The 20162-nt window shown below is 68.8% G+C and carries 16 protein-coding genes and 7 pseudogenes; 12 read left to right on the top strand and 11 right to left on the bottom strand.

Features of this window, described 5'->3' with window-relative positions:
• Positions 1-60 precede the first annotated feature (60 nt).
• Both lpdA and ACH47Z_RS39065 read right to left on the bottom strand, forming a co-directional pair.
• Positions 61-1473 (bottom strand): dihydrolipoyl dehydrogenase, encoded by a 1413-nt coding sequence (gene lpdA, locus ACH47Z_RS39070; RefSeq protein WP_399082701.1) that lies wholly within the window; start codon positions 1471-1473, stop codon positions 61-63.
• Between the two features lie 122 nt (positions 1474-1595).
• Positions 1596-1916 carry an OsmC family protein gene (locus ACH47Z_RS39065; protein ID WP_399082810.1) on the bottom strand — a complete coding sequence of 107 codons (321 nt, stop codon included), beginning with the start codon at positions 1914-1916 and terminating at the stop codon, positions 1596-1598.
• Between ACH47Z_RS39065 and ACH47Z_RS39060 the strand changes: the two genes are divergently transcribed.
• Both ACH47Z_RS39060 and ACH47Z_RS39055 read left to right on the top strand, forming a co-directional pair.
• Positions 1909-2340, top strand: a complete 432-nt coding sequence (locus tag ACH47Z_RS39060; RefSeq protein ID WP_399082698.1) for a hypothetical protein — start codon at positions 1909-1911, stop codon at positions 2338-2340. The two genes, ACH47Z_RS39065 and ACH47Z_RS39060, sit on opposite strands and share 8 nt — an antisense overlap.
• Positions 2341-2533: 193 nt before the next feature.
• The gene (locus tag ACH47Z_RS39055) at positions 2534-3211 is read left to right on the top strand and encodes a discoidin domain-containing protein (RefSeq protein ID WP_399082695.1); all 678 of its coding nucleotides are present in this window, start codon (positions 2534-2536) and stop codon (positions 3209-3211) included.
• Between the two features lie 158 nt (positions 3212-3369).
• Here the strand turns inward: ACH47Z_RS39055 and ACH47Z_RS39050 are convergent.
• The 3 genes and pseudogenes from ACH47Z_RS39050 to ACH47Z_RS39040 form a co-directional block, all read right to left on the bottom strand.
• Positions 3370-3779 (bottom strand): annotated as a pseudogene (locus ACH47Z_RS39050) (IS5/IS1182 family transposase); the annotation flags it as partial.
• Positions 3671-3898 (bottom strand): hypothetical protein, encoded by a 228-nt coding sequence (locus tag ACH47Z_RS39045; protein WP_399082692.1) that lies wholly within the window; start codon positions 3896-3898, stop codon positions 3671-3673. The gene ACH47Z_RS39045 and the pseudogene ACH47Z_RS39050, both read right to left, overlap by 109 nt.
• Positions 3899-4092: 194 nt before the next feature.
• Positions 4093-4431, bottom strand: a pseudogene (locus tag ACH47Z_RS39040) (transposase); the annotation flags it as partial.
• Between the two features lie 16 nt (positions 4432-4447).
• Between ACH47Z_RS39040 and ACH47Z_RS39035 the strand changes: the two are divergent.
• The 3 genes and pseudogenes from ACH47Z_RS39035 to ACH47Z_RS39025 form a co-directional block, all read left to right on the top strand.
• Positions 4448-5401, top strand: coding sequence for a sigma-70 family RNA polymerase sigma factor (locus tag ACH47Z_RS39035; RefSeq protein WP_399082689.1), 954 nt, complete (start codon positions 4448-4450; stop codon positions 5399-5401).
• A gap of 57 nt (positions 5402-5458) precedes the next feature.
• On the top strand, positions 5459-6022 hold the full coding sequence (locus ACH47Z_RS39030) for a dihydrofolate reductase family protein (protein WP_399082686.1): 564 nt from the start codon (positions 5459-5461) through the stop codon (positions 6020-6022).
• A pseudogene (locus tag ACH47Z_RS39025) lies at positions 5959-6276 on the top strand (EthD family reductase); the annotation flags it as partial. The gene ACH47Z_RS39030 and the pseudogene ACH47Z_RS39025, both read left to right, overlap by 64 nt.
• On the opposite strand, the gene ACH47Z_RS39020 reads toward ACH47Z_RS39025, so the two are convergent.
• A complete protein-coding gene (locus tag ACH47Z_RS39020) occupies positions 6180-6386 on the bottom strand; it encodes a hypothetical protein (protein WP_399082807.1) in 207 nt (68 codons plus the stop codon). The pseudogene ACH47Z_RS39025 and the gene ACH47Z_RS39020 overlap by 97 nt on opposite strands.
• A 312-nt stretch (positions 6387-6698) precedes the next feature.
• On the opposite strand from ACH47Z_RS39020, the pseudogene ACH47Z_RS39015 reads away from it, so the two are divergent.
• Both ACH47Z_RS39015 and ACH47Z_RS39010 read left to right on the top strand, forming a co-directional pair.
• Positions 6699-6821, top strand: a pseudogene (locus ACH47Z_RS39015) (IS110 family transposase); the annotation flags it as partial.
• A 67-nt stretch (positions 6822-6888) separates the two neighbouring features.
• Positions 6889-7515 carry a nucleotidyltransferase family protein gene (locus tag ACH47Z_RS39010; RefSeq protein WP_399082683.1) on the top strand — a complete coding sequence of 209 codons (627 nt, stop codon included), beginning with the start codon at positions 6889-6891 and terminating at the stop codon, positions 7513-7515.
• A 156-nt stretch (positions 7516-7671) separates the two neighbouring features.
• Here ACH47Z_RS39010 and ACH47Z_RS39005 read toward each other — a convergent pair whose 3' ends face one another.
• On the bottom strand, positions 7672-8220 hold the full coding sequence (locus ACH47Z_RS39005; protein WP_399082680.1) for a DUF4142 domain-containing protein: 549 nt from the start codon (positions 8218-8220) through the stop codon (positions 7672-7674).
• 1367 nt (positions 8221-9587) lie between these two features.
• On the opposite strand from ACH47Z_RS39005, the pseudogene ACH47Z_RS39000 reads away from it, so the two are divergent.
• Positions 9588-10349, top strand: a pseudogene (locus tag ACH47Z_RS39000) (alkyl sulfatase dimerization domain-containing protein); the annotation flags it as partial.
• On the opposite strand, the gene ACH47Z_RS38995 reads toward ACH47Z_RS39000, so the two are convergent.
• Positions 10289-11122: an SDR family oxidoreductase gene (locus tag ACH47Z_RS38995; protein ID WP_399082677.1), complete on the bottom strand. Its 834-nt coding sequence runs from the start codon at positions 11120-11122 to the stop codon at positions 10289-10291. The pseudogene ACH47Z_RS39000 and the gene ACH47Z_RS38995 sit on opposite strands and share 61 nt — an antisense overlap.
• 1072 nt (positions 11123-12194) lie before the next feature.
• On the opposite strand from ACH47Z_RS38995, the gene ACH47Z_RS38990 reads away from it, so the two are divergent.
• Entirely contained in the window at positions 12195-13403 is a 1209-nt protein-coding gene (locus ACH47Z_RS38990; RefSeq protein ID WP_399082804.1) for an Ig-like domain-containing protein, read from the top strand.
• A 127-nt stretch (positions 13404-13530) separates the two neighbouring features.
• On the opposite strand, the gene pntB is transcribed toward ACH47Z_RS38990, so the two are convergent.
• Both pntB and ACH47Z_RS38980 read right to left on the bottom strand, forming a co-directional pair.
• On the bottom strand, positions 13531-14997 hold the full coding sequence (pntB, locus tag ACH47Z_RS38985; protein WP_399082674.1) for a Re/Si-specific NAD(P)(+) transhydrogenase subunit beta: 1467 nt from the start codon (positions 14995-14997) through the stop codon (positions 13531-13533).
• A 6-nt stretch (positions 14998-15003) separates the two neighbouring features.
• Complete coding sequence (locus tag ACH47Z_RS38980; protein WP_399082671.1) at positions 15004-16560, bottom strand: Re/Si-specific NAD(P)(+) transhydrogenase subunit alpha; 1557 nt, start codon at positions 16558-16560, stop codon at positions 15004-15006.
• Between the two features lie 465 nt (positions 16561-17025).
• Here ACH47Z_RS38980 and ACH47Z_RS38975 point away from each other — a divergent pair.
• Together ACH47Z_RS38975 and ACH47Z_RS38970 are read left to right on the top strand one after the other, a co-directional pair.
• Positions 17026-17372: pseudogene (locus tag ACH47Z_RS38975) on the top strand (SAM-dependent methyltransferase); the annotation flags it as partial.
• A gap of 88 nt (positions 17373-17460) precedes the next feature.
• Positions 17461-17619: an SAM-dependent methyltransferase gene (locus ACH47Z_RS38970; RefSeq protein WP_399082801.1), complete on the top strand. Its 159-nt coding sequence runs from the start codon at positions 17461-17463 to the stop codon at positions 17617-17619.
• A gap of 660 nt (positions 17620-18279) precedes the next feature.
• On the opposite strand, the gene ACH47Z_RS38965 is transcribed toward ACH47Z_RS38970, so the two are convergent.
• Entirely contained in the window at positions 18280-18954 is a 675-nt protein-coding gene (locus ACH47Z_RS38965) for a LysM peptidoglycan-binding domain-containing protein (RefSeq protein WP_399082668.1), read from the bottom strand.
• Positions 18955-19451: 497 nt separating this feature from the next.
• On the opposite strand from ACH47Z_RS38965, the pseudogene ACH47Z_RS38960 reads away from it, so the two are divergent.
• Positions 19452-19625, top strand: a pseudogene (locus ACH47Z_RS38960) (transposase); the annotation flags it as partial.
• Positions 19626-20162: the final 537 nt, after the last annotated feature.

Below are 20162 nucleotides of genomic sequence, written 5' to 3'. Positions count from 1 at the left end.
GCAAGGTAAGGGGCCCCTGGGCCAGCTCGTCGAGGGCAGCCGCGGACGACTGTCGGCGGCTCACATGTTGATCATGTGGCCGGCCAGGCCGTGCACGGCCTCCTTGACGGCCTCGCTCAGGGTCGGGTGGGCATGCACGTTGCGGGCGACCTCGTGGACGGTGAGGTCCCACTGCTGGGCCAGGGTCAGCTCCGGCAGCAGCTCCGTGACGTCCGGGCCGATCAGATGGCCGCCGATGAGCTCGCCGTACTTGGCGTCGCTGATCAGCTTGACGGAGCCGGTGGTGTCACCGAGGCCGTGGGCCTTGCCGTTCGCGGTGAAGGGGAACTTGGCTACCTTGACGTCGTAGCCGAGCTCGCGGGCCTGGGCCTCGGTGTAGCCGAAGCTGGCGATCTGCGGCTGGCAGAACGTGGCCCGCGGGATCATGGCGTAGTCAAGTTCCATGGTCTCGGCGTCGGCGATGGTCTCGGCGGCGATGATGCCCATGGCCTCGGCGGTGTGCGCGAGCATCAGCTTGGCGGTGACGTCGCCGATGGCGTACAGGTGCGGGACGGAGGTGCGGCAGCGGCCGTCGACGTCGATGGCGCCGCGGTCGGTGACCGTGACGCCGGTGTTCTCCAGGCCGTATCCGGTGACGTTCGGTGCGAAGCCGATGGCCTGGAGGACCTTGTCGGACTCCAGGGTCCGCGGGGCGCCGTCCTTGCCCGTGACGGTGACGCGGACCTGGGGCCCGGACTCGTCGATGGCGTCGACGCGTGTGGAGGTGAGGACGTCGATGCCCAGCTTGCGGTACTGGCGGGCGAGTTCGGCGGAGACCTCGGCGTCCTCCAGGGGCGCCATGCGGTCGAGGAACTCGACGATCGTGACCTTCACGCCGTAGTTGTGCAGGACGTAGGCGAACTCGATGCCGATGGCGCCGGCGCCCGCGATGACGATCGACTGCGGGAGGTCGTCGGCGAGGATCTGTTCTTCGAAGGTCACCACGCGCGCGCTGCGCTTGGTGCCGGGCAGCAGCTTGGGGGTGGCGCCGGTGGCGATGATGCAGTGCTCGAAGCCGATGGTCCGGGTGTTGCCGTCGTAGCCGGTGACCTGGAGGGTGTGCGGGTCGAGGAAGGTGCCACGGCCGTCCACCTCTGTGATCTTGTTCTTCTTCATCAGGTAGTGGACGCCCTTGACCCGGCCGTCGGCGACCTTGCGGCTGCGGCGGAATGCCTCACCGTAGTCGAAGGAGACCTGGCCGTCGACCTTGATGCCGAAGGTCTTCGCCTCGTGGGTGAAGATGTGCGCCAGTTCTGCGTTGCGCAGCAGGGCCTTGGTCGGGATGCAGCCCACGTTCAGGCAGACGCCGCCCCAGTACTTCTCCTCGACGACCGCGACGCGCTTGCCCAGCTGGGCGGCGCGGACGGCGGCGACATAGCCACCGGGGCCGGCTCCGAGTACGACAACATCGAATCGCTCGTCCTGCTCGACCATGGGTCGTTTCTCCTTCATCTCTGTGGTGTCCGATCAGTATCGACAAATGGCCCCGCCCACGCGCGATCTGTCCGATCGGCGTTCGGGCGGGGCGGTGGCTCGTGCCTGGCCGGCTGGCGCGATCAGGCGAGCGTGGTGACGACGTCGATCGGGCTGACCAGGGTGTCGCGGATGGGCGAGCGGTTCTCGACGAGGGCGACGGGTTCCTCCAGCTGCTCGCGCGAGGTGTCCCGGGCGTCGATGTGCAGGCGGAGACGCACCTGCTGCAGGCCCGGACGGACTGAGGGGTCGATGCCGAGGAACCCGCGAAGGTCGACGTCGCCTTCGAGCTCCAGGCGGAAGTCCTTGAGCTCGATGCCCCGGGCGGCGGCGTGCGCGGCGAGCGTGACGGTGTAACAGCCGGCGAGGGCCTGCGGACGGCCGCGGTCGGTCTTCGTGCCCAGGGACGCGATGGAACTGCTGGGCCCTTACCTGCTGTTGGAGCGGCCTGGGATCGTGGCGACAGCGCAGCGCACGCTGTGGCGCCAGGTGCGCGACCTCTTCGTGGTCCAGCGGATCGAAGGGAACGGCACCCGGGTCCGCGGGATTCTGGAGGGCGTCACGGTCACCCGGGTGATCAGGGACATGGAGCCGGGACTGCGGCGGATCACCGTGCTGGAGACGGGTGGCGGCCTGGATCCGCTGGCGCTGTTCATCGGCCAGGGCGGCCGGATGCTCACCGGCTCGGGCCGGGACCGCATCCGCTGGCGGGCGTGGAAGTGGATGAAGCAGTGGAGGGTGCACGAGGCGGCCCCGGTACTCCTGCGGCGCTGCTGGGTCTTCCACGACACGCGGCACAGGTTCGCCCTGCGGCTTCTGATTTGCTGACCCGCAAGGCTCTCGGTGACGTCGATGAGCAGACGCCGATGGCGACGCAGTTGGAGTACATCGTCGGCAACCCCCCTGCTGGTCGTCCAACCTGTCGTACACCGTCGGCGGTGACGGCCGGGTCACGATCAGCGGCATCGACCGCACCACCCACCCCCAGGACAGCGTCGTCGGTGTCACGCTGGACCGCTCCGTGCAGCCGGCCGACATCGCCGCCGGCAAGACAGCCACCGCCGACAGCGAGGAGACGCCAAGGGGCAACTACGCATCGAACGCCGTCGACGGGTCCACCTCCACCCGCTGGTGTGTCAACGACGGCAACACCGGCCACTGGCTCAAGGTCGACCTCGGCTCCACCCGCTCCCTGACCGGCACCCGCATCGCCTGGGAGAAGGACAGTGCCAACTGCCGCTGCAGGATCGAGGGCTCCACCGACAACAGCACCTGGACCACACTGGCCGACCTGACCGGCACCACCAGCACCAGCCAGGCCCAGGTCGCCCTCTTCAGAGCGCAGGCGCGCTACGTCCGGGTCACGGTCACCGGCCTGCCCTCCACCGTGTGGGCGTCCATCCGCAGCCTGGAGGTCTACGACCGGCCTTTCAGCGCGGACCTGGGCACGTACAAGCTGGTCAACCGCAACAGCGGCAAGGTCCTGGACAGCCCCGGCGGCTCCGCCCAGGGCACGAACCTCGACCAGTGGACCGACACCAGCAGCGACAACCAGTGGTGGAAGCTCGTCCCCTCCACCACCAGCGGCTACTACCGACTCGTCAACGTCCACACCGGCTGGTGCGCCGACGGCGCCAACGTCATCCAGTGGCCCACAACGGGCGGCGCCAACCAGGACTGGCAACTCGTCGCCCTCTGAACGTCGGCCCGCGGGGCCAGGCCGCCCGGCAGAACGGCCCCTCACCGCACCGAAGCGGCAGATTGTCGCCGTGCGAACCCTGCGGGGGCCGGTGAGCTGGGCGGCCTCGATATCAGCCGCCAGCCGTCCCGGCGGTCGCCCCCACCCGTCTCGTACGGCGTCTCGTCGCGGTCGGAGCCGACGTCCAGGTGCACGGTGATGTCCTCGGGCTGCGGCCCCAGATCCGCCAGTTGATCCAGGGTCGGGGCCAGCGGCGGGGAGTCGTGGCGGTTCGCTCCGGCGAGGAGCCTGCCGAGCGGGATCCCATTACCATCCGTCATGCCGAAGGGTTTCGGGCCCTGCTTTGCCGCGATCGGCCGGTGAGCGCCCAGTCACCTCTCCGCCCGCCGGGTGCCTTGGAGATGGAGCCGTCCACAGCGATCTGGTCGAGCACGAGCCCGACGATCCGGGTCGTAGAACTCAAGCGCGATCTGTTTGAGCCGGCGAAGACCCCGAGCCGGATCCACTCGTAGCGGCGGTTGCGGATGGTGGTCGCCGAGCAGGTCTTGTCGTAGATTGCCTGGTCTGACGGGTGCGGTCGTTGACCAGGTCGAGGCGGCGGGCGGTCAGGGTGCGCAGGTCGAGGGCTATCTCGTCGCCGGGCCGCAGCAGACCCAGGTCCTGGCGTATCCGTGCCTGGTCGGCCATGAGGTGTTTGGTGAGGGTTGTGGTGTCGGTGGAGTGCGGCCGCGCGGGCGCGGCGGGGTTTGCTACGGCCGGGCTTCAGCCCGCTGGGGCGGGGCGAGGGCCCCTGGCGGCTACCCCGTGGAAGAGCCGCGACCACGCCCGTCGCCGCCCTCGAAGCCGGCGGAATCGGTGCGGCCTGTGCCCTGACCATCGGCGGCATCGCGGAGTGGATCGCCACCCGCAAGAGCCGCGAGCTGATGTACGCGTGGGTCCACCCCTGCACGAGGTGCTCGCTCCCGCAGGCGGGAGCGGAGTCTGTTGCTGCTCTGAGTGCGGTCCCAGACCGCGTCCTGCTGGGCCCGGGCCAACACCGCGATTGCCTGAGCGAGTTCGCTGTCGCAGGGCAGCGTGCGACAGGCGGCTCGATCGGTCCGCAGGATGTTGGCCAGGACCAGGGCGTCGAGGTGGTCAGACTTCTTACGGGTCACTGCGTGACGTTCGCGGTAGCGGGCGGCGGCCATCGGGGTGATCGTACAGACAGGCCGTCCGCGGGTGGGGCATGATGGGCCGATGGACTTCGAGCCGTACCGGGGTGAGCTCCTGGCGTTCTGCTACCGGATGCTGGGCTCGTTCCACGAGGCCGAGGACCTGACCCAGGAGACGCTGCTGCGCGCCTGGAAGGCGCGGGAGCGGTACGACCCGTCGCGCGCGTCGGTGCGCACCTGGCTTTACCGGATCGCGACCAACGCCTGCCTGACCGCGCTGGAGGGGCGCGGGCGACGTCCTCTGCCGTCCGGGCTGGGCGCGCCCGGCGACGATCCCGGGGCGCCGTTGGCACCCGCGCTCGACATCCCGTGGCTGGAGCCGTTCCCGGACGCGCGGTTCGACGTGGAGGCGCGGGTCGACCTGCGGCTCGCGTGGGTCGCGGCGGTGCAAGTGCTGTCCGCGCGCCAGCGGGCCGTGCTGGTGCTGCGGGAGGTGCTGCAGTTCACCGCGGCCGAGGTCGCCGAACACCTCGACACCACGGTCCCCGCGGTCAACAGTGCGCTGCAGCGTGCCCGCGCCGCGCTCAGGGACGTACCGGCCGTCGGCAGGGGGATCGGGCTCCGCGAACCGGACGACCCGGAGGTGCGGGCGGTGGTGCAGCGGTACGTACTGGCCTTCGAGGCGGCCGACGTGCCGGCGCTGGTGCGGCTGCTGGCCGAGGACGCAGTCCTGGAGATGCCGCCGGTCCCGCTGTGGTATCGGGGCAGCGGCGACTACGGCCGGTTCATGGAACGGGTCTTCGCCATGCGCGGCACCAGTTGGACCGTGCGGCGGCTCACGGCCAACGGCCAGCCGGCGCTGGCCGCGTACGTCGCGGAGCCGGCGGTCGACGGGTACCGACTGCACAGCGTGCAGGTCCTCACCGTCGCCGACGGCCTGGTCGCCCACAACGTCGTCTTCGCGGACCCACGCATCCTCGACGTCTTCGCCCTGCCCCGGCAGCAGCCTCCCGCCGACAATTTCCCCGGGCAGCGATGAGCCGGGACGGTGCCGCCGGTACGTACCGGTGAACACCGAACCGAAGGGATCACCACCATGAGCGTCATCGTCATCGCCTTCACCACCCTGGACGGGGTCGTCGAGGACCCGGACGGTTCCGCCGGCACCCCACCGGGTGGCTGGATGTTCCGGTACGGCCGCGAGGTCGTCACCGGGGACAAGTTCCGCCTCGGCAGCGTCCTGGACGACGGGGTTCTGCTGCTCGGGCGCCGCACTTGGCAGCGCTTCGCGCAGCTGTGGCCCCACCGCGACGGCGAGTTCGCCGCACGCATGAACGCCGTGCCGAAGCTGGTCGCCTCCCGCACCCTGACCGGAGCGGACACCACCGCCTGGGCCAACTCACGCGTCCTGGAGGGCGATCTGATCGAGGCGGTGAAGCGGGAACGGCGTGACGTGGTCGTCGCCGGCAGCTTCGACGTCGTCGACCAGCTGGCGGCGGCCGATCTGGTCGACGAGTACCGACTGCTGACCTTCCCGATCCTGCTCGGCACCGGGCGGCGGCTCTTCCCGGAGGACGGTCCGCGTCTGGAACTGGAGTGCCTGGCAACCGAACTGGACGGTCCGATCGTCCGCACCCGCCACGGCAGGGCGGCCCGGTGACCGCCCGCTTCCTGGTCCTGTACGAGAAGCCCACCGATCCAGCGGCGTTCGAGCGGCACTACCACCAGGTCCACATGCCGCTCGCCCGCCGACTGCCGGGGCTACGCCGCTACACCCTCAGCCGCGAGCTCGCCGGCGTGCGCGGCGGCGAACCGTGCTATCTGGTCGCGGAGTTGGAGTGGGACACCATCGAGGAGCTGCGCGCGGCCTTCGTCTCTCCCGAGGGCCGCGCGGCCGCAGCCGACTCCGCGCTCCTGCAGGAGCTCGCGCCGGTCCGCAGCATGATCTGCGCCGCCGTCGAGATGCCGACCCGAGACGGAAGCGTACCCACACGGGCCTGAACGGTCCTGGTCTCTTCGAGCACGTCATCGACCAGCTCGATCGGTATGTGCTCAGTCAGCCCACCAAGGTGAGCAGGCGCGAAGGCGCCTGCGGCAACGGTCGTAGTGCGCGTCACGGTGCAGACGGAGGACTGGCTCGACAACGGGATCCTCTGATCAGGAAGGTCTTGGTCAACTTCCTCCTACCAGGGGATCCCGCTCTTCATCGTAATAACCGCATGCTTGACTGCCTCCAACACTGCCTCACCCGCTGTCTCCACTACAGCGAAGCGGTCGCTTGACAGTTCTTCCGCACCGGATGTCTCGATTCCGGGGGCCACGGTCAGGACCGCCGCCACGGCGAACACGCGCCCAAGGCCGGCAACCGGCAACTCAAACGCGTAATGTTCCTGTCCGCGTTGTTCGCGATGCTCCGCGACGGCACCTTCTACGCACCCAGAACCCCACGCCTCGCTTGACGAAAGACCTAGAGGCACCCTGGCAGAGCTGGCCCGTCCGGCGGGCGGGCTGTGGTAGGCAGGGCTGATGACCAGCCGACTCCCTCTCGACCAGCAACTTGAGTCCCTTCGCGTGATGCTGTCCCGTAACGACATGTTGACGGAGGTCCTGTCGCGGGCGGCGACGCTGGAGCTGCCCGGGTGGTATGTGACGGCCGGCTGCCTGTTCCAGACCGTGTGGAACGTCGTCACGGGCAGGCCGCCGACGAACGGCATCAAGGACTACGACCTCTTCTACTTCGACAGCGGCGACCTGTCCTGGGAGGCCGAAGACACGGTGATCAAGACCGGCCGCAAAGTCTTCGCCGGCCTGCCCGCGGAGGTAGAGATCCGCAACGAAGCGCGAGTTCACCTCTGGTATCAGGACAAGTTCGGTGTCCCGTGTCCGCCGTATGACTCCACTGAGACGGCGATCGACAGTTTCGCCGCGACGACCTGCTGCCTCGGAGTACGTGTGGAGGCGAACGGGCGGTGGCGCGTGTATGCGCCGCACGGCCTCTCGGACGTGTTCAACCTCGTTGTCCGGCCGAACCCGGTGCTCGCTCCACGGGCGGTCTATGAGACCAAGGCAGCGCGGTGGCGAGAGCAATGGCCCGAGCTGACTGTTCTGGACTGGCCCTCCACGAGTGTCATGTCGGCCTCGTCTGTCGACTGACGTCGGCAGCGTAGACGGCCCAGTCCATGTCAGCCCCTCGCCCGTCGACCGCGCCCGTCCCGGACTCCTGCCGCGGCTGGACGCGGTTCCGCCGATCCGGGGCTTCGAGGACACCCACGCCGCAAGCCCCGGCGCCTGTAGTGGGGCCGGCGGGCGCTACGCGTGGCACGCGCCGTGGTTGACCATCTGAGTGTGGCGTACGACCACAGGGCGCGCGCTCTTGGCCAGGGACTTCACGAGCGGGTTGGCGCCGGAGGCGATCTCCTTGTCGATAAGCGTGAGGGTCTGCACGTGGGCGGCGTACTGGGCCTTGAGCCACGCGGGATCGTACGCGGGTGTCCCGGCGAGGGACTTGAGGGCGGCGGTTTGCCTCAGTTGCGCGGCCGTTTGCCCGGACGGCAGTGCCACGCCGAGTTGTGCCGCGGTCTTGACAACACCGGCATCAAGGGCGCGGTGGTCGCGGATGAAGTCGGCGCCGACCCGCTTGACGCAGGCGGTGGTCGCGGCGCTCTGAGCCTGCTGACTGGTCGCGATCTCCCACAGGTTGCCCTGGTGGGCTGCGCTCAGGAGCTGCTTGTCCAGGGTGGAGACAGCTGACGGCGAGGGCAACCACGAAGCGAGAGCCGGGAGGGCCGTGGCACCCATGACGCACAGGGTGGCGGCGCAGACGGCGGCGGAACGGGCACGGGATCGAGTCGTGAACATGAGTCCTCCACAGGTCGCACGTGCAAGGCCCGACGAAAACCCCATCCTCATTACTCGAAGGGCGACAAAACCTACCCATGCCATGGTTCACCCGGTTGAGCGGCTCGGCAACCCAGGACCCCAGCGCCTCCATCAGTTGCGATGAGAGGTGTTTCTGGGCGTCGGAACTGTCTCCGCCTCGCCTCCGGGACGTTCGCCGAGCAGAGCAGGGCCCCTGCACCGGGCAAGCCACAGTTGCAGAGCCTCATGGGGCATCGAGCGCCCCCTCTCATCGCTCGGTCAGGCCGGCCATGAGGCGCCTGCGCATGCCGGGGGTCACGTGCGCGGCGCGCCAAGACCGAGCCGTCGATGTGGCCCATGCGCTCGTCCAAGAGAATCTCTGCTGTTCTCCTCGTGCAAGATGATGTGCGCCCCGATGCGTGGGCGGAAGAGCTGGATGAGGTGCTGACGGGACCCTCTGTCTCTCACGTGCCCCAGACTGACATCCACGCATGACATGAATGACGGCGCCCGGAGGGGGTCCCGGTGACCGTCCCCGGACTGAGGAAGCCAAGGATGCGCCCCGAAGCCCAAGAGCCCACCTAGCCCGCGAGGGGCGGGTCGTCTTGTGCACTCTGGTCACTTTGGGGCCATCGTTGGGCCGTCCTGGGCGTACCAAGGCTGACAGAGAACGACGGCCCGGCAGTCCCTCTGCCCGACCTGATGCCCTACCCGAGCCGAGCGGCATGGTCCTGCACGCACAGGGCTGCCGTCACCCAGCCGGAAGTTCTACGGCGACGACCTGAATCCGGTCACCGAATCCCGCGCTTGGCCCGCTCCAGGTCGCCGTTGACACCGACCTCCACGACCCCACGGGTGAATGCGAACTCATCCCCTCCGCTGCTGACTCTGACGATGCGGTAACCGGTGGTGTTTCCCACAAGTGACACCAGGCGGTCATGCGTGGCCCGCATCTCTTTCCTGGACCGCGGTGCGTTCTGGAGATCGACGTGTACCCCCAGCCCGAGCCCGGCCGGGGCAGCATCGAAGCGCGAGTCCGATATGCGGCAATGAGGCGGTCGTCGGCAGTGTCCACCTCCACCCCCGTATAGGTGTCCGGGAACGAACTACCCAGTTGTCCGATCGAGTTCGTGGCCCGATGCAGTCGCCTCGTCAGCCGTACCCATGGACGGGTGCGCGAGGAGGCTCGTCGAGCCAGTAGACGGGGTGCCGGCTCGCGGAAGTTCGGACGGTGCGGCGGACACCATGCCCGCGGGGGCGCCGACACCCACCTGGCCGACCGCGTCTACCTGCAAGCCAAGTACGACGAACCGGAGTTCATCGTGCGCAATCTGTGGCGGCGCTGTGCCGGGTGATACGACAGCAACCCCGCGCACCTCAAACCGGCTCGCGAGGGCCGGCTCGCCACCGCGTTGGCGGACCTCACAGGCGGTGCCCACGCCCTGTCGGATGCGGCCCGACGCCACGCCGACGCGGGTGAGCTGAGGGTCGCCGGCCATCTCGCGGAGTTCGCGCTACAGGCCGCTCCCGACGACGCCACGGTGCACGTGCACGCTGCACGCGCTGAGATCGACCAGGTACGTGCCGAGTCCCGAGTCCGAGTGCTCCCTGATGGCCCAGGGCATCTTCACCTGGGCCGCCGCCGAGTCACGAGAACGGTGCGATGGCAAGCCCTGACCCGTGCATCGCCGACGGCAGGCAGCACCTCATTGCCTTGTCGGGACGGCCGTCGTACGTCGGCCGAGCGGCGGGCGGCATGGCAGCCCCGACGAGCCGGGGTATGGCTCTGGACGCCGGCCGATCGTACGGGGCAGCACCGGCCGGAACCGCCGGGCCGGGCGCCGCCTGGGTCCGTCACCGCCGTGGGATCGGCCTCGAAGCGGTTCATCACCCGGCACGTCGCATGCGGGCGGGTCGTCTTCCCGGTCCACGTCTCGCGGCTACGGGCGCGGAGTGACGGAGCGGGCGGGCTCCAGCGCCGGGCACCGGTTGGCACCGCTGTGGCCAGGACCACGAGCAGCAGGACAACGGTCAGGCCGGTCGTGGAGCGTCCCCAGTGGGTCGACGGTCAGTGTTCCTGGGCTGTGGGGCGGACCATGATCTCGTTGACTGCGACATGCCGGGGCTGAGTGATCATGAAGGTGATGGCACGGGCGATGTCTTCGGCATCCAGCCAAGCGTTCTGCGGCATGCCCCGGGCGGCAGCGGCCCCGGGGCCGGTCGCCATCTCCGTCACCGTCATACCCGGCTCGATCAGCCCCACCCGGACGCGCCTTCCCGTCACCTCCTGACGCAGGGCCTCACTGAACGCGCCCACCGCGTGCTTGGTCGCCGAATAGACGGCGTTGTTCCTACGCACCACCCGGCCCCCGACCGAACTGACGTTCACGAGATCAGCGACCCCGCGTGGGCCGTTCGCCGCCGCGCGGAGCAAGTGGGGCAACGCTGCCTGTGACAGGTGCAGGACGGCGTTGAAGTTGAGATCGATCATCCGCTCCCACTCTGCGGGGTCGCCCTCCCCGATGGTGCCCATGGCTACGTAACCGGCGTTGTTCACCAGCACGTCCAACCGTGTGAAGCAATCCACGGCGTCCTCGATGACCCGACGTGCCTGCGCCGCGTCTCCAAGGTCAGCGGTGAGAACACTGCACGAACCACCCCGATCACGGATCACTGCGGCCAGTTCCTCCAGCCGCCCCGTACGGCGGGCGACCGCTGCCACAGCGGCGCCCTGCCGCGCCAGCGACAGGGCGGTGGCCGCCCCGATGCCGCTGGACGCGCCCGTCACCAGCGCCGCACAGCCCGCCAATGACGCATCGCCATCGGCGACGCCGGCGCCTGCCGTCGTAACGCTCTGAACCGCAGCTTCCGTGTGCCCGCCGTTCGGTTCCCTCACACTCATGATCACCCTTCACAGGTCACCCGCCCGGGGCAGGCTGAGGTGCCGCGAACCTCGCACCGCAGCCCACCGGCGAGGTGCCGCCTGCTCTTCGAAGCTTGCACCACGTAGTCCAAGACCGCCTCCGCGCATTCCTTCGACGGGTATCGTCGGCCGCCTCGAACCGGGCATCCGCCATGTGCCCGTCTTCGCCGCACCGAGACGCTCAGCCTCCTGGGCGCGCGCCCTGGCCGTGCCGAATCCAGCTGTCAGCCACGGTCAACACCGCCGAGCCCGCTCGTCGTCGGCGCTGTCCGCCCGCGACACCCGCGATGCGCACGCCCGGCGACCCGCACCCCTGCCGAGGGGCCTTACTTGGTGCACCCCTTCGTTCGCCCCGCCGGCTGGCGGGGTCGATCACCATCGCGTCAGCGCCTCTGAGTCGGCCGACCCGACCACGCCGAGACCTCCGGGAGCCGGCAGTGCGGCAGCACCGGCCGCCGTCAGGCCAGCCGTTGCTTCCCGACTGTGGCGCCGCGGACGTCCACCGTGATGTGGCCCGTCCGGCGCTCCGCACGGAGCACACCCCGGGCCGCCGCGAGGATCTCCTCATCCGTCTGCACCCTGGAGCACGCCACGGCCCGGAACAGCCAGGTCCGTCACGCGTCGGGCCCGACTCGTACGCGTCCAGCACCCGAACGCCGACGCCGCCCCGAACCGTGCGAAGAAGCCCGCCCTCTCGCCGGGCCGGGGTCAATCGCCTTGAGCGCAGGGCGAAGACGCCGGTGCCCGCGACGGCGGCCTTGAGCTGTGCGGGCTGTCGCCCGTGACCGGCACCACGCCCATCGCAGCGTTCCGTCATGGCCTGCAGCGGCGAGCGTAGATCGGCTACGCGCCATCCGGCCGTCGAGCAGAGCCTCGGCGACGCTCTGTGACGTGTGGAATTCGCCACAATTCATTCCCTTCAAGACGGATGAATGCGTAAAGCTGGCTCTTTAAGGCCGATTGCACCCCTCCGGTAGCAGCTCCAGGGATTCAACGATCAGTGGCATGGGAGAAGCGTTTGATCACGGTACGTAAGCGCCGCACCGGACTGATGGCTACGGCCGGCGTACTTGGCGGCGTACTCGCACTCACGGCCCTCGGCGGTACCAGCAACGCTGCCACCAGCGGCAATGGCACCGGAAACCATCCGAAATCGCAGGCGCGGGTAGAACGAGCGGCCACCCAGGACGCTTCCGACGCCCGAATAAGGATCACTCCCGGGCAAGGTGCCCACAACGTCGGGATCAACGGCCCCGTCAAAGTCACGGTGAGCAACGGCAGGCTCACCAAGGTGACGATGACCGCCGTCGCGACCGGTGCCGAGGTTCCGGGCACCCTGGCCGCGGACGGCACGTCATGGAAGCCGAACGGACTGCTGGAGCGGGCCACCGGATATCAGGTCGCCGCAGAGGCCGAGGACGCCAAGGGCCGCTCCGTCACCGGGAACGCCACGATCAGCACGGTCTCGCCGGCCAACGACTTCATCGGGCACCTCTCCCCCGAGGACGGCTCGACCGTCGGCGTGGGCATGCCAGTGACGGTCGACTTCGACAAGGCGATCAGCGACAAGGCCGCGGTGGAGTCGGAGATCCAGGTCAGCTCCAGCAGCGGCCAGCGAGTCGTCGGCCACTGGCTCAACGACGACCGCCTGGACTTCCGCCCCGAGAACTACTGGAAGCCCGGCTCCACCGTCACCGTCAAGCTCACCCTCCACGGCATCCAGAAGACGGTCACGTTCAAGATCGGCCGGAGCCAGATCAGCACCGTCGACGCCAGGACGAAGCAGATGACCGTCGTACGGGACGGCAAGACGATCAGGACCATCCCGATCTCGTCCGGCAGCCCCGAGCACCCGACGTACAACGGTCAGATGGTCATCTCCGAGAAGTTCAGGCAGATCCATATGAACGGTGCGAGCGTCGGCCTCATGAAGAAGGACGGCAAGCCCGCGTACGACATCAAGGACGTACCGCACGCCATGCGCCTTACCGACTCGGGCACGTTCATCCACGGCAACTACTGGGGTGCCGACTCGATCTTCGGCAAGGTCAACACCAGCCACGGCTGCGTGGGCCTGAAAGATGTCCAGGGTGGTGGCGACGGCAAGCAGCCCGCCGCGTGGTTCTTCGACAACTCGATGATCGGTGACATCGTGATCGTCGAGAACTCCGAAGACAAGACCACGTTGGCCCCGGACAACGGCCTCGGCGACTGGAACATGCCGTGGACCAGGTGGATCTCGGGCAGCGCGACCAGCTGACACCACGTCACTCCACGCATATGAACCTGAATCCCGTCCGCCAGGCGGTGTCAGGGCGCTCGAACAGCTCAACCATCGAGTCAGTCCGGACGCCGGTGGCGGGACGGCGAACCAACTCGGAACCAGCTCACCGGCCGGCCGCCGTCGCCCGACGCGCGGCCGGGGCCGCCCCATGGCTGCCGTTGGTGCCGAGCGCGCGCAGGATCTCCTCGACGCTCTGCTTGGCGTCGCCGAAGAGCATGCTGCTGTTCTCGCGGAAGAAGAGCGGGTTCTGCACGCCCGCGTAGCCGGAGGCCATGGAGCGCTTGAAGACGATGACCTGCTCCGCCTCCCAGACCCGCAGCACCGGCATGCCGGCGATCGGGCTGCCCGGGTCCTCGGTCGCGGCCGGGTTGACGGTGTCGTTCGCGCCGATGACCAGCACGATGGCGGTGTCGGCGAAGTCGTCGTTGATCTCGTCCATCTCCAGCACGATGTCGTACGGCACCTTTGCCTCGGCCAGCAGCACGTTCATGTGCCCGGGCAGGCGCCCGGCGACAGGATGGACGCCGAAGCGGACCTCGACGCCCCGCTCGCGCAGCCGGCGCGTCAGCTCCGCGACCGGATGCTGAGCCTGGGCGACGGCCATGCCGTAGCCGGGAGTGATGATCACCGAGCGGGCCCGCGCGAGCATCTCGGCCGCCTCCGCGGCCCGCACCTCACGGTGCTCGCCCTGCTCCTCGCCCCCGCCCGTGGGCGCTTCGATGCCGAAGCCGCCCGCGATCACGGAGATGAAGGACCGGTTCATCGCCTTGCACATGATGGAGGACAGGTAGGCGCCGGAGGAGCCCACCAGCGCGCCCGTGACGATGAGCAGGTTGTTGTCGAGCAGGAAGCCGGCCGCAGCCGCCGCCCAGCCCGAGTAGCTGTTCAGCATGGAGACGACGACGGGCATGTCGCCGCCGCCGATCGAGGCGACCAGGTGCCAGCCGAGGGCCAGCGCCAGCGCGGTGACCGCGATCATCAGCGGCAGGTCCGGGCTGATCGTGAACCAGACGGTCAGCGCGACGAAGGCGCCGAGCGCGCCGAGGTTCAGCGCGTTCTTGCCCCGCAGCATCAGCGGACGCGACTTGATGCGCGCTGAGAGCTTCAGGAACGCGACGATCGAGCCGGTGAAGGTGACTGCGCCGATGAAGATCCCGATGAACACCTCGGCATGGTGGATGCCCAGCAGGTCGGTGCCGATCCGGGTCTGCGCCGTGCCGTGCCCTTCCACCTCCAGGTAACTGTTCCAGCCCACCAGCACCGCGGCGAGGCCGACGAAGCTGTGCAGCACCGCGATCAGTTCCGGCATCTGCGTCATCTCGACGCGGCGGGCCCGCCACAGGCCGATCGCCGCGCCGAGTGCCATGGCCAGCACGATCAGGGCCACCACTCCGGCGGTGATGCCCTGCGCCGCCACGACGATGGTGGCTACGAGTGCGAGGGCCATGCCTGCGATGCCGTAGACGACGCCGGCGCGGGAGGTGCGGTGCTGGGACAGGCCGGCCAGGCTGAGGATGAACAACAGGGCGGCGACCAGGTCGGCAGCATGGGAGGCCGTCAGTGAGGTCATCTCGGCTCAGCCTTTCGAGAACATGGACAGCATGCGGCGGGTGACGGCGAAACCTCCGAAGATGTTCACGCTCGTCAGCAGGATCGCCACGATGGACAGCGCGGTGACGAGCCTGCTCTCGTGGCCGATCTGCAGCAGGGCGCCGATCACGACGATCCCGGAGATCGCGTTGGTCACCGACATCAGCGGCGTGTGCAGCGCATGGTGCACCTTGCCGATGACGTAGTAGCCGATCACCACCGCTAGGGCGAACACCGTGAAGTTTCCCGCGAGTTGGGCGGGAGCGAAGGCCATCAGCAGGAACATGGCGAGCATGCCGAGCCCGATCAGGCCGAAGCGCCGCGCAGGTGTCAGCTTCGGTTGCTTCGGCTCGGGCGCGGCGGGCGCCGCCGCGGGCTGCGCGGCGGGCGCGGCCGAGACCGCCACGGGCGGGGGCGGCCAGGTGACGTCGCCGTCGCGTACCACGGTCACCGCCCGCTGTACGACGTCGTCGAAGTCGATCGTCAGCCGCCCGTCCTTGCCGGGGGTGAGCAGCTTCAGCAGATTCACCAGGTTGGTGCCGAACAGCTGCGAGGCCTGGGCGGGCAGCCGGGAGGGGAGGTCGGTGTAGCCGATGATGGTGACGCCGTTGTCGGTGACGATCGCACGCCCGGGCACAGTGCCCTCGACGTTGCAGCCCTGGGCGGCGGCCATGTCGACGATGACGCTGCCCGGCTTCATGACCGCCACGTCCCGGGCCGTCAGCAGGCGCGGCGCCGGCCGGCCCGGGATCAGCGCAGTGGTGATCACGATGTCCACGTCCGCGGCCTGCTCGTGGTAGAGCTCGGCGGCGGCACGGTCGTAGTCGGCGGAGGTCGCCTTGGCGTAGCCGTCGGTGCTCGTCTCCTGGGCGACGTGCACCGGGAGGTACTCGCCGCCCAGCGACTTCACCTGATCCGCTGCCTCGGGCCGCGGGTCGGTGGCCCACACGAGCGCACCGAGGCTGGAGGCGGCACCGATCGCCGCCAGACCGGCCACACCCGCGCCGGCGACCAGCACCTTCGCCGGCGGCACCTTGCCCGCCGCGGTGACCTGGCCGGTGAAGAACCGGCCGAAGACGTGCGCGGCTTCGATCACCGCCCGGTACCCGGCGATGTTCGCCATCGACGACAGCACGTCCATCGACTGAGCGCGTGAGATGCGCGGCACCGCGTCCAGCGCCAGAGCGGTCATCCCGGCATCGGCGAGTGTCTGAATCAGTTCGGGCCTTTGTGCCGGCGCGAGCAGGGCGACCACGGTCGCGCCCTGCCGGAGCCGGGCGATCTCCGCGTCGGAGGGAGAGTTCACCTTCAGGACGACATCCGCGTCCCAGGCCTCGCCGATCTCGGCGCCGGTATCGAGGTAGGCCTGGTCACTGAAGCCGGACGCCGCGCCGGCCTCGGGCTCCACCACGACCTCGTAACCGAGACGCAGCAGCTGACGCACGGTCGCCGGCGTCGCCGCAACACGCGTCTCACCGGACAGGGACTCGGCCACCACGCCGACGCGCTGGGGTGGGTTGTGCGCGGGTTCTTGTGCAGACATTTCTCGTGTTCTCTCCTGGGAGGAGGTTTGACGGGCTGTCCGGGATCAAAGGGCGTCCGCGGCACTCGTTCCCGTGGACGCCGGCTGTGGGAACCTACCCGTCAGGGTCGCTCGTGCCTACGGGCATCGCCGCGGTGTGTTTCACTCGGCGGTCGCTGCGCCGTCGTTCGCCCGCAGCGCGTCCGAACGCGGGAAGGTAACGGAACCTGGCGAACCGTCGGTGACCTGGGCGACGGCGTGCCCTGTTCCAGGACGAGTCGCCCAAGAAGGCGTCCGCTTCCGGCTGGTTCATGTCCGAGAAGTAGCCCTCGGCGACATGAGTAGCGGAGAGGCTGCCGCTTCGGCGGCCTGCGACTGGGCGTTCTGCTCGGGGAGGCCGAGCATGGCGCGGTACGCCGCCTGCGTTGCGACGGGACGCCCCACGGCCTTGGAAATCGTCTGGCCGATCTGGAGGGTCCCACCCGGATGTGCAGACCCATCAGGGCGGCAGGCGTCGCCAGGTGGGTCGAGGGCCGCCCCACGGCGCACCGACGACGTCACCGTGACGGCCACCTGACAGCGCAGGCAGCCGTCGGGCATCCGGCGCTGGAACCGTCTTCCGGCGCACATATGTACGACTACTACCTCGGCGGCAAGGATCACTTCGAGGTCGACAGGCGAGCAGCCGAGACCGTCGCGGCAGCCTCGGCATCTTCGTGTGCGCTCGCGAGAACCGGGCCTTCACGCACCGGGCCATCCGGGTCCTCGCCCGCGAGCACGGCATCCGCCAGTGGCTGGACATCGGCACCGGCATCCCCACCGAGCCGAACCTCCACCAGGTGGCCCAGTCGGTGGTCCCCGACGCCCAAGTCGTCTACGCCGGCAACGACCCCCCTCGTCCTGAAGTACGCCGAACGCCTGATGCGCAGTACACCCCAGGGCCGCACCACGTACATCGAGGCAGACGTCAACCAGCCCGAGTCCCTGCTGAACGCCCCCGAACTCGTAGAAGTGCTGGGTCCAGGCCGACCGGTGACGCTGTCCCGTACGGGATCGTCAACCGCCTGCTCGATGCCCTGATCACCGACATCTACACCAGCGCCGGGACCCCGGTACAGTTCCCCTCCCGCGCCGACGTAGCCCGCTTCTTCGACGGCCTGGAACTCCTTGACCCCGGCATCGCAGTCGGCCACCACTCCTGGTAACGGCCTGACGGGAAGGAGCGTAGCGGGGGCACCGTGCTCGCGGGGCGGTCTCGCCGAGGACGGCACAGCCCTCCAGGGTGACGCGGCAGCGCGTGGGGTACGGGTGGATGAGGTTCGCCGCCGCCACGGATGACGGAGGCTGCACGTGCCGGTTGCTCCATCACTGCCGGAGGCAGTGCATGGCCCTCTTGTGAGTGGGCGCCGCAAGGCTCTGTCGCGCAGATGCCGTTCCGTCTGGGCGTGTCTGTCGCTCGCACAAGCCTCGGCACCGTGCGGTTGTCGTTCGCGGACTGGGAAGGACGGACGGCAGCCGTGGCCGGAGGCGGCGCCGGACGTGCTGCGTCGGGGCGGGAGAACAACGGCGGCGGCCCCCTGCGAAGCAGAGAGCACATTTGCCCGGGCCGCTCCTTGGAGCAGCCCGGGGTGTAATGGGTGAACGATCGGAACCTACGCCCGGACCGCTTTTCCAGTGCAATTAGAGGGCACGCTCGGCCGCCACCTCGAATCGCATGTCAGACCGTCGGGGATTTTCCTGTCAGTAGGCGCTGTTGACGTTGTCGATCGAGCCATAGCGGTGGTACGCATAGTTGCAGGCGGCAGTGACGTTGGCGACCGGGTCGTAGATGTTCGACGAGGTGCCCGGCACGTGGTACGCGTCGAACGTCGGCTGGATCACCTGGAGCAGGCCCTTGGACGGGGTGCCCTTGGCGGCGTTGGAGTCCCAGAGGTTGATCGCGTTCGGGTTGCCGGCGGACTCACGCATGACGTTGCGGTAGATGCCGTTGTAGGTCCCCGGAATGTGGTTCTGGGCCATGATCGCCAGCGAGTGCTTGATCCAGCCATCCAGGTTGTTGGCGTAGGTCTGGCCAGTGGAGGACGACGCACTGGACGGTGCCGCCGTGGACGAGGCCGACCCGCTGGGCAGGGTCAGGACCTGCCCCGGCTGGATGGCATAGGGGCTGGGGATGTGATTGGCCGATGCGATGGCCTGCCAGCCGCCCGGCACATGGTGGGATCGGGCGACCGAAGCCAGATGGTCGCCGGGCTGGACGGTATAGGTGGTCGTGCCGCTGGATGCGGGAGCAGCGGCGGCGGCCTGGGCGGCGCCCAGTACGGCCGCGCAGGCCAGGACCGACGCGCCGACGGTGACGGCGCCGCCGGCGAGGAACCGGCGTGCCCGGGACGAGCGCTTGTGGGCATGAAGGGGCATGGAGCGGTCCTTTTCCAGAAATTGGATCACCCCGCAGTTGCCGGTTTCCTTCGGCAAATAGCACTGCATTTCGTTTAGCAGTGCACTGCGGCGAGCACATTCTTGGCCCATCGGGAATAAATCGGCAATTACCCCGTTCACTAACAGGGCTAGTACTTCAACGAGTCGTGGCGGGGACGGGCGTTGCGAGATCTGGAAAGTAAGGGCACTCGGAGTCCTAGGAGGCTTCGTAAGTGAATTGAGTCACGCTCCTGCGGCAAAGCGACTTAATCACGCAAATGGTGAAATAGTGAGACTTGCTGAAGGATGGCATCAAATCGGACATCGGGGATTTTTTACCCTGGGTGCACGGATCACGACCGGGATCGTGGCGGCGTCCGCGACAGGGCCTGGCTTTGGGCCGTTGCGCTGGTGGTCTCATTCGCCGACGCCCGACGCGGATGGCCATTCGTGCCCTCGTGGCCTGCACTTCACCCATGACGCCCGCAACCTGGACACCCTCCCCGACAGACCGAGGCACGACCGGTAGCAAGCACCACCTGATCGTCGATGCCTACGGCATCCCCCTGGCTGCCACGCTCACCGGCGGCAACCGCAACGACGTCACCCAACTGATCCCTCTGCTCCAGGCCGTCCCGCCAGTCCGGGGCACACGCGGTCGCCCGCGCCGAACTCATGCAGGCATTCCGCCCAGGTGCGAAAGAACTGCACATCGGCTGGCTCCTGTCCAAGGACTGATCCGCCGAGCGCCCCGGCCCCGAGCAAAGTGCGGCGGGGCCGGGCCACCCCAGGCCTCGCCCGCATCCTCCGCCCCGCGACAGAGTGATGCGGTGACAAGTGGGCGTCCTGTCTCCTGGCAGGGCTGCTGTGCGGCGTCATCCGTGGCCGGCACATGGAATCCCACTGGACCCACCAGACCCGGCTACCGCTGCCGCCACGGCCACACCAGCGCCACCCGCCCCGAGCCCGGCCGCATCCCAAACGCCTGCCTGCGCGAAGGCCGAGCCCTGCCGCACCTGCCCGCCCTGCTCCTGCGCCTCACCGGTCACGTGAAGCCGCTTGCCTCGGCTTCGGCCAGCAGGCATCGGGTGTCGCCATACCCCCGCCCAGGCGATCTCCTGCCGCTGCCGTCGGAAGATCTCCCTGATCTACGACCCCGCGGCCAGAACCCTGACCGCGGGCACACCCGAGACAGAAAGGATCAGCAT

The organism is Streptomyces sp. NPDC020192 (assembly GCF_044388685.1).
In the GTDB taxonomy this organism is placed as follows: Bacteria; Actinomycetota; Actinomycetes; order Streptomycetales; family Streptomycetaceae; genus Streptomyces.
The sequence above is the reverse complement of the archived record's forward strand: the minus strand, read 5'-3'. Positions and strand labels throughout refer to the sequence as shown.

Coding starts and splice junctions, on each gene's coding strand:
- lpdA (WP_399082701.1), bottom strand. CDS start 1,473: ATGGTCGAGCAGGACGAGCGATTCGATGTTGTCGTACTCGGAGCCGGC.
- ACH47Z_RS38970 (WP_399082801.1), top strand. CDS start 17,461: ATGCGCAGTACACCCCAGGGCCGCACCACGTACATCGAGGCAGACGTC.
- ACH47Z_RS39030 (WP_399082686.1), top strand. CDS start 5,459: ATGAGCGTCATCGTCATCGCCTTCACCACCCTGGACGGGGTCGTCGAG.
- ACH47Z_RS39010 (WP_399082683.1), top strand. CDS start 6,889: ATGACCAGCCGACTCCCTCTCGACCAGCAACTTGAGTCCCTTCGCGTG.
- ACH47Z_RS39035 (WP_399082689.1), top strand. CDS start 4,448: ATGGACTTCGAGCCGTACCGGGGTGAGCTCCTGGCGTTCTGCTACCGG.
- ACH47Z_RS39045 (WP_399082692.1), bottom strand. CDS start 3,898: ATGGCCGACCAGGCACGGATACGCCAGGACCTGGGTCTGCTGCGGCCC.
- pntB (WP_399082674.1), bottom strand. CDS start 14,997: ATGACCTCACTGACGGCCTCCCATGCTGCCGACCTGGTCGCCGCCCTG.
- ACH47Z_RS38995 (WP_399082677.1), bottom strand. CDS start 11,122: ATGAGTGTGAGGGAACCGAACGGCGGGCACACGGAAGCTGCGGTTCAG.
- ACH47Z_RS38980 (WP_399082671.1), bottom strand. CDS start 16,560: ATGTCTGCACAAGAACCCGCGCACAACCCACCCCAGCGCGTCGGCGTG.
- ACH47Z_RS39005 (WP_399082680.1), bottom strand. CDS start 8,220: ATGTTCACGACTCGATCCCGTGCCCGTTCCGCCGCCGTCTGCGCCGCC.
- ACH47Z_RS38990 (WP_399082804.1), top strand. CDS start 12,195: ATGGCTACGGCCGGCGTACTTGGCGGCGTACTCGCACTCACGGCCCTC.
- ACH47Z_RS38965 (WP_399082668.1), bottom strand. CDS start 18,954: ATGCCCCTTCATGCCCACAAGCGCTCGTCCCGGGCACGCCGGTTCCTC.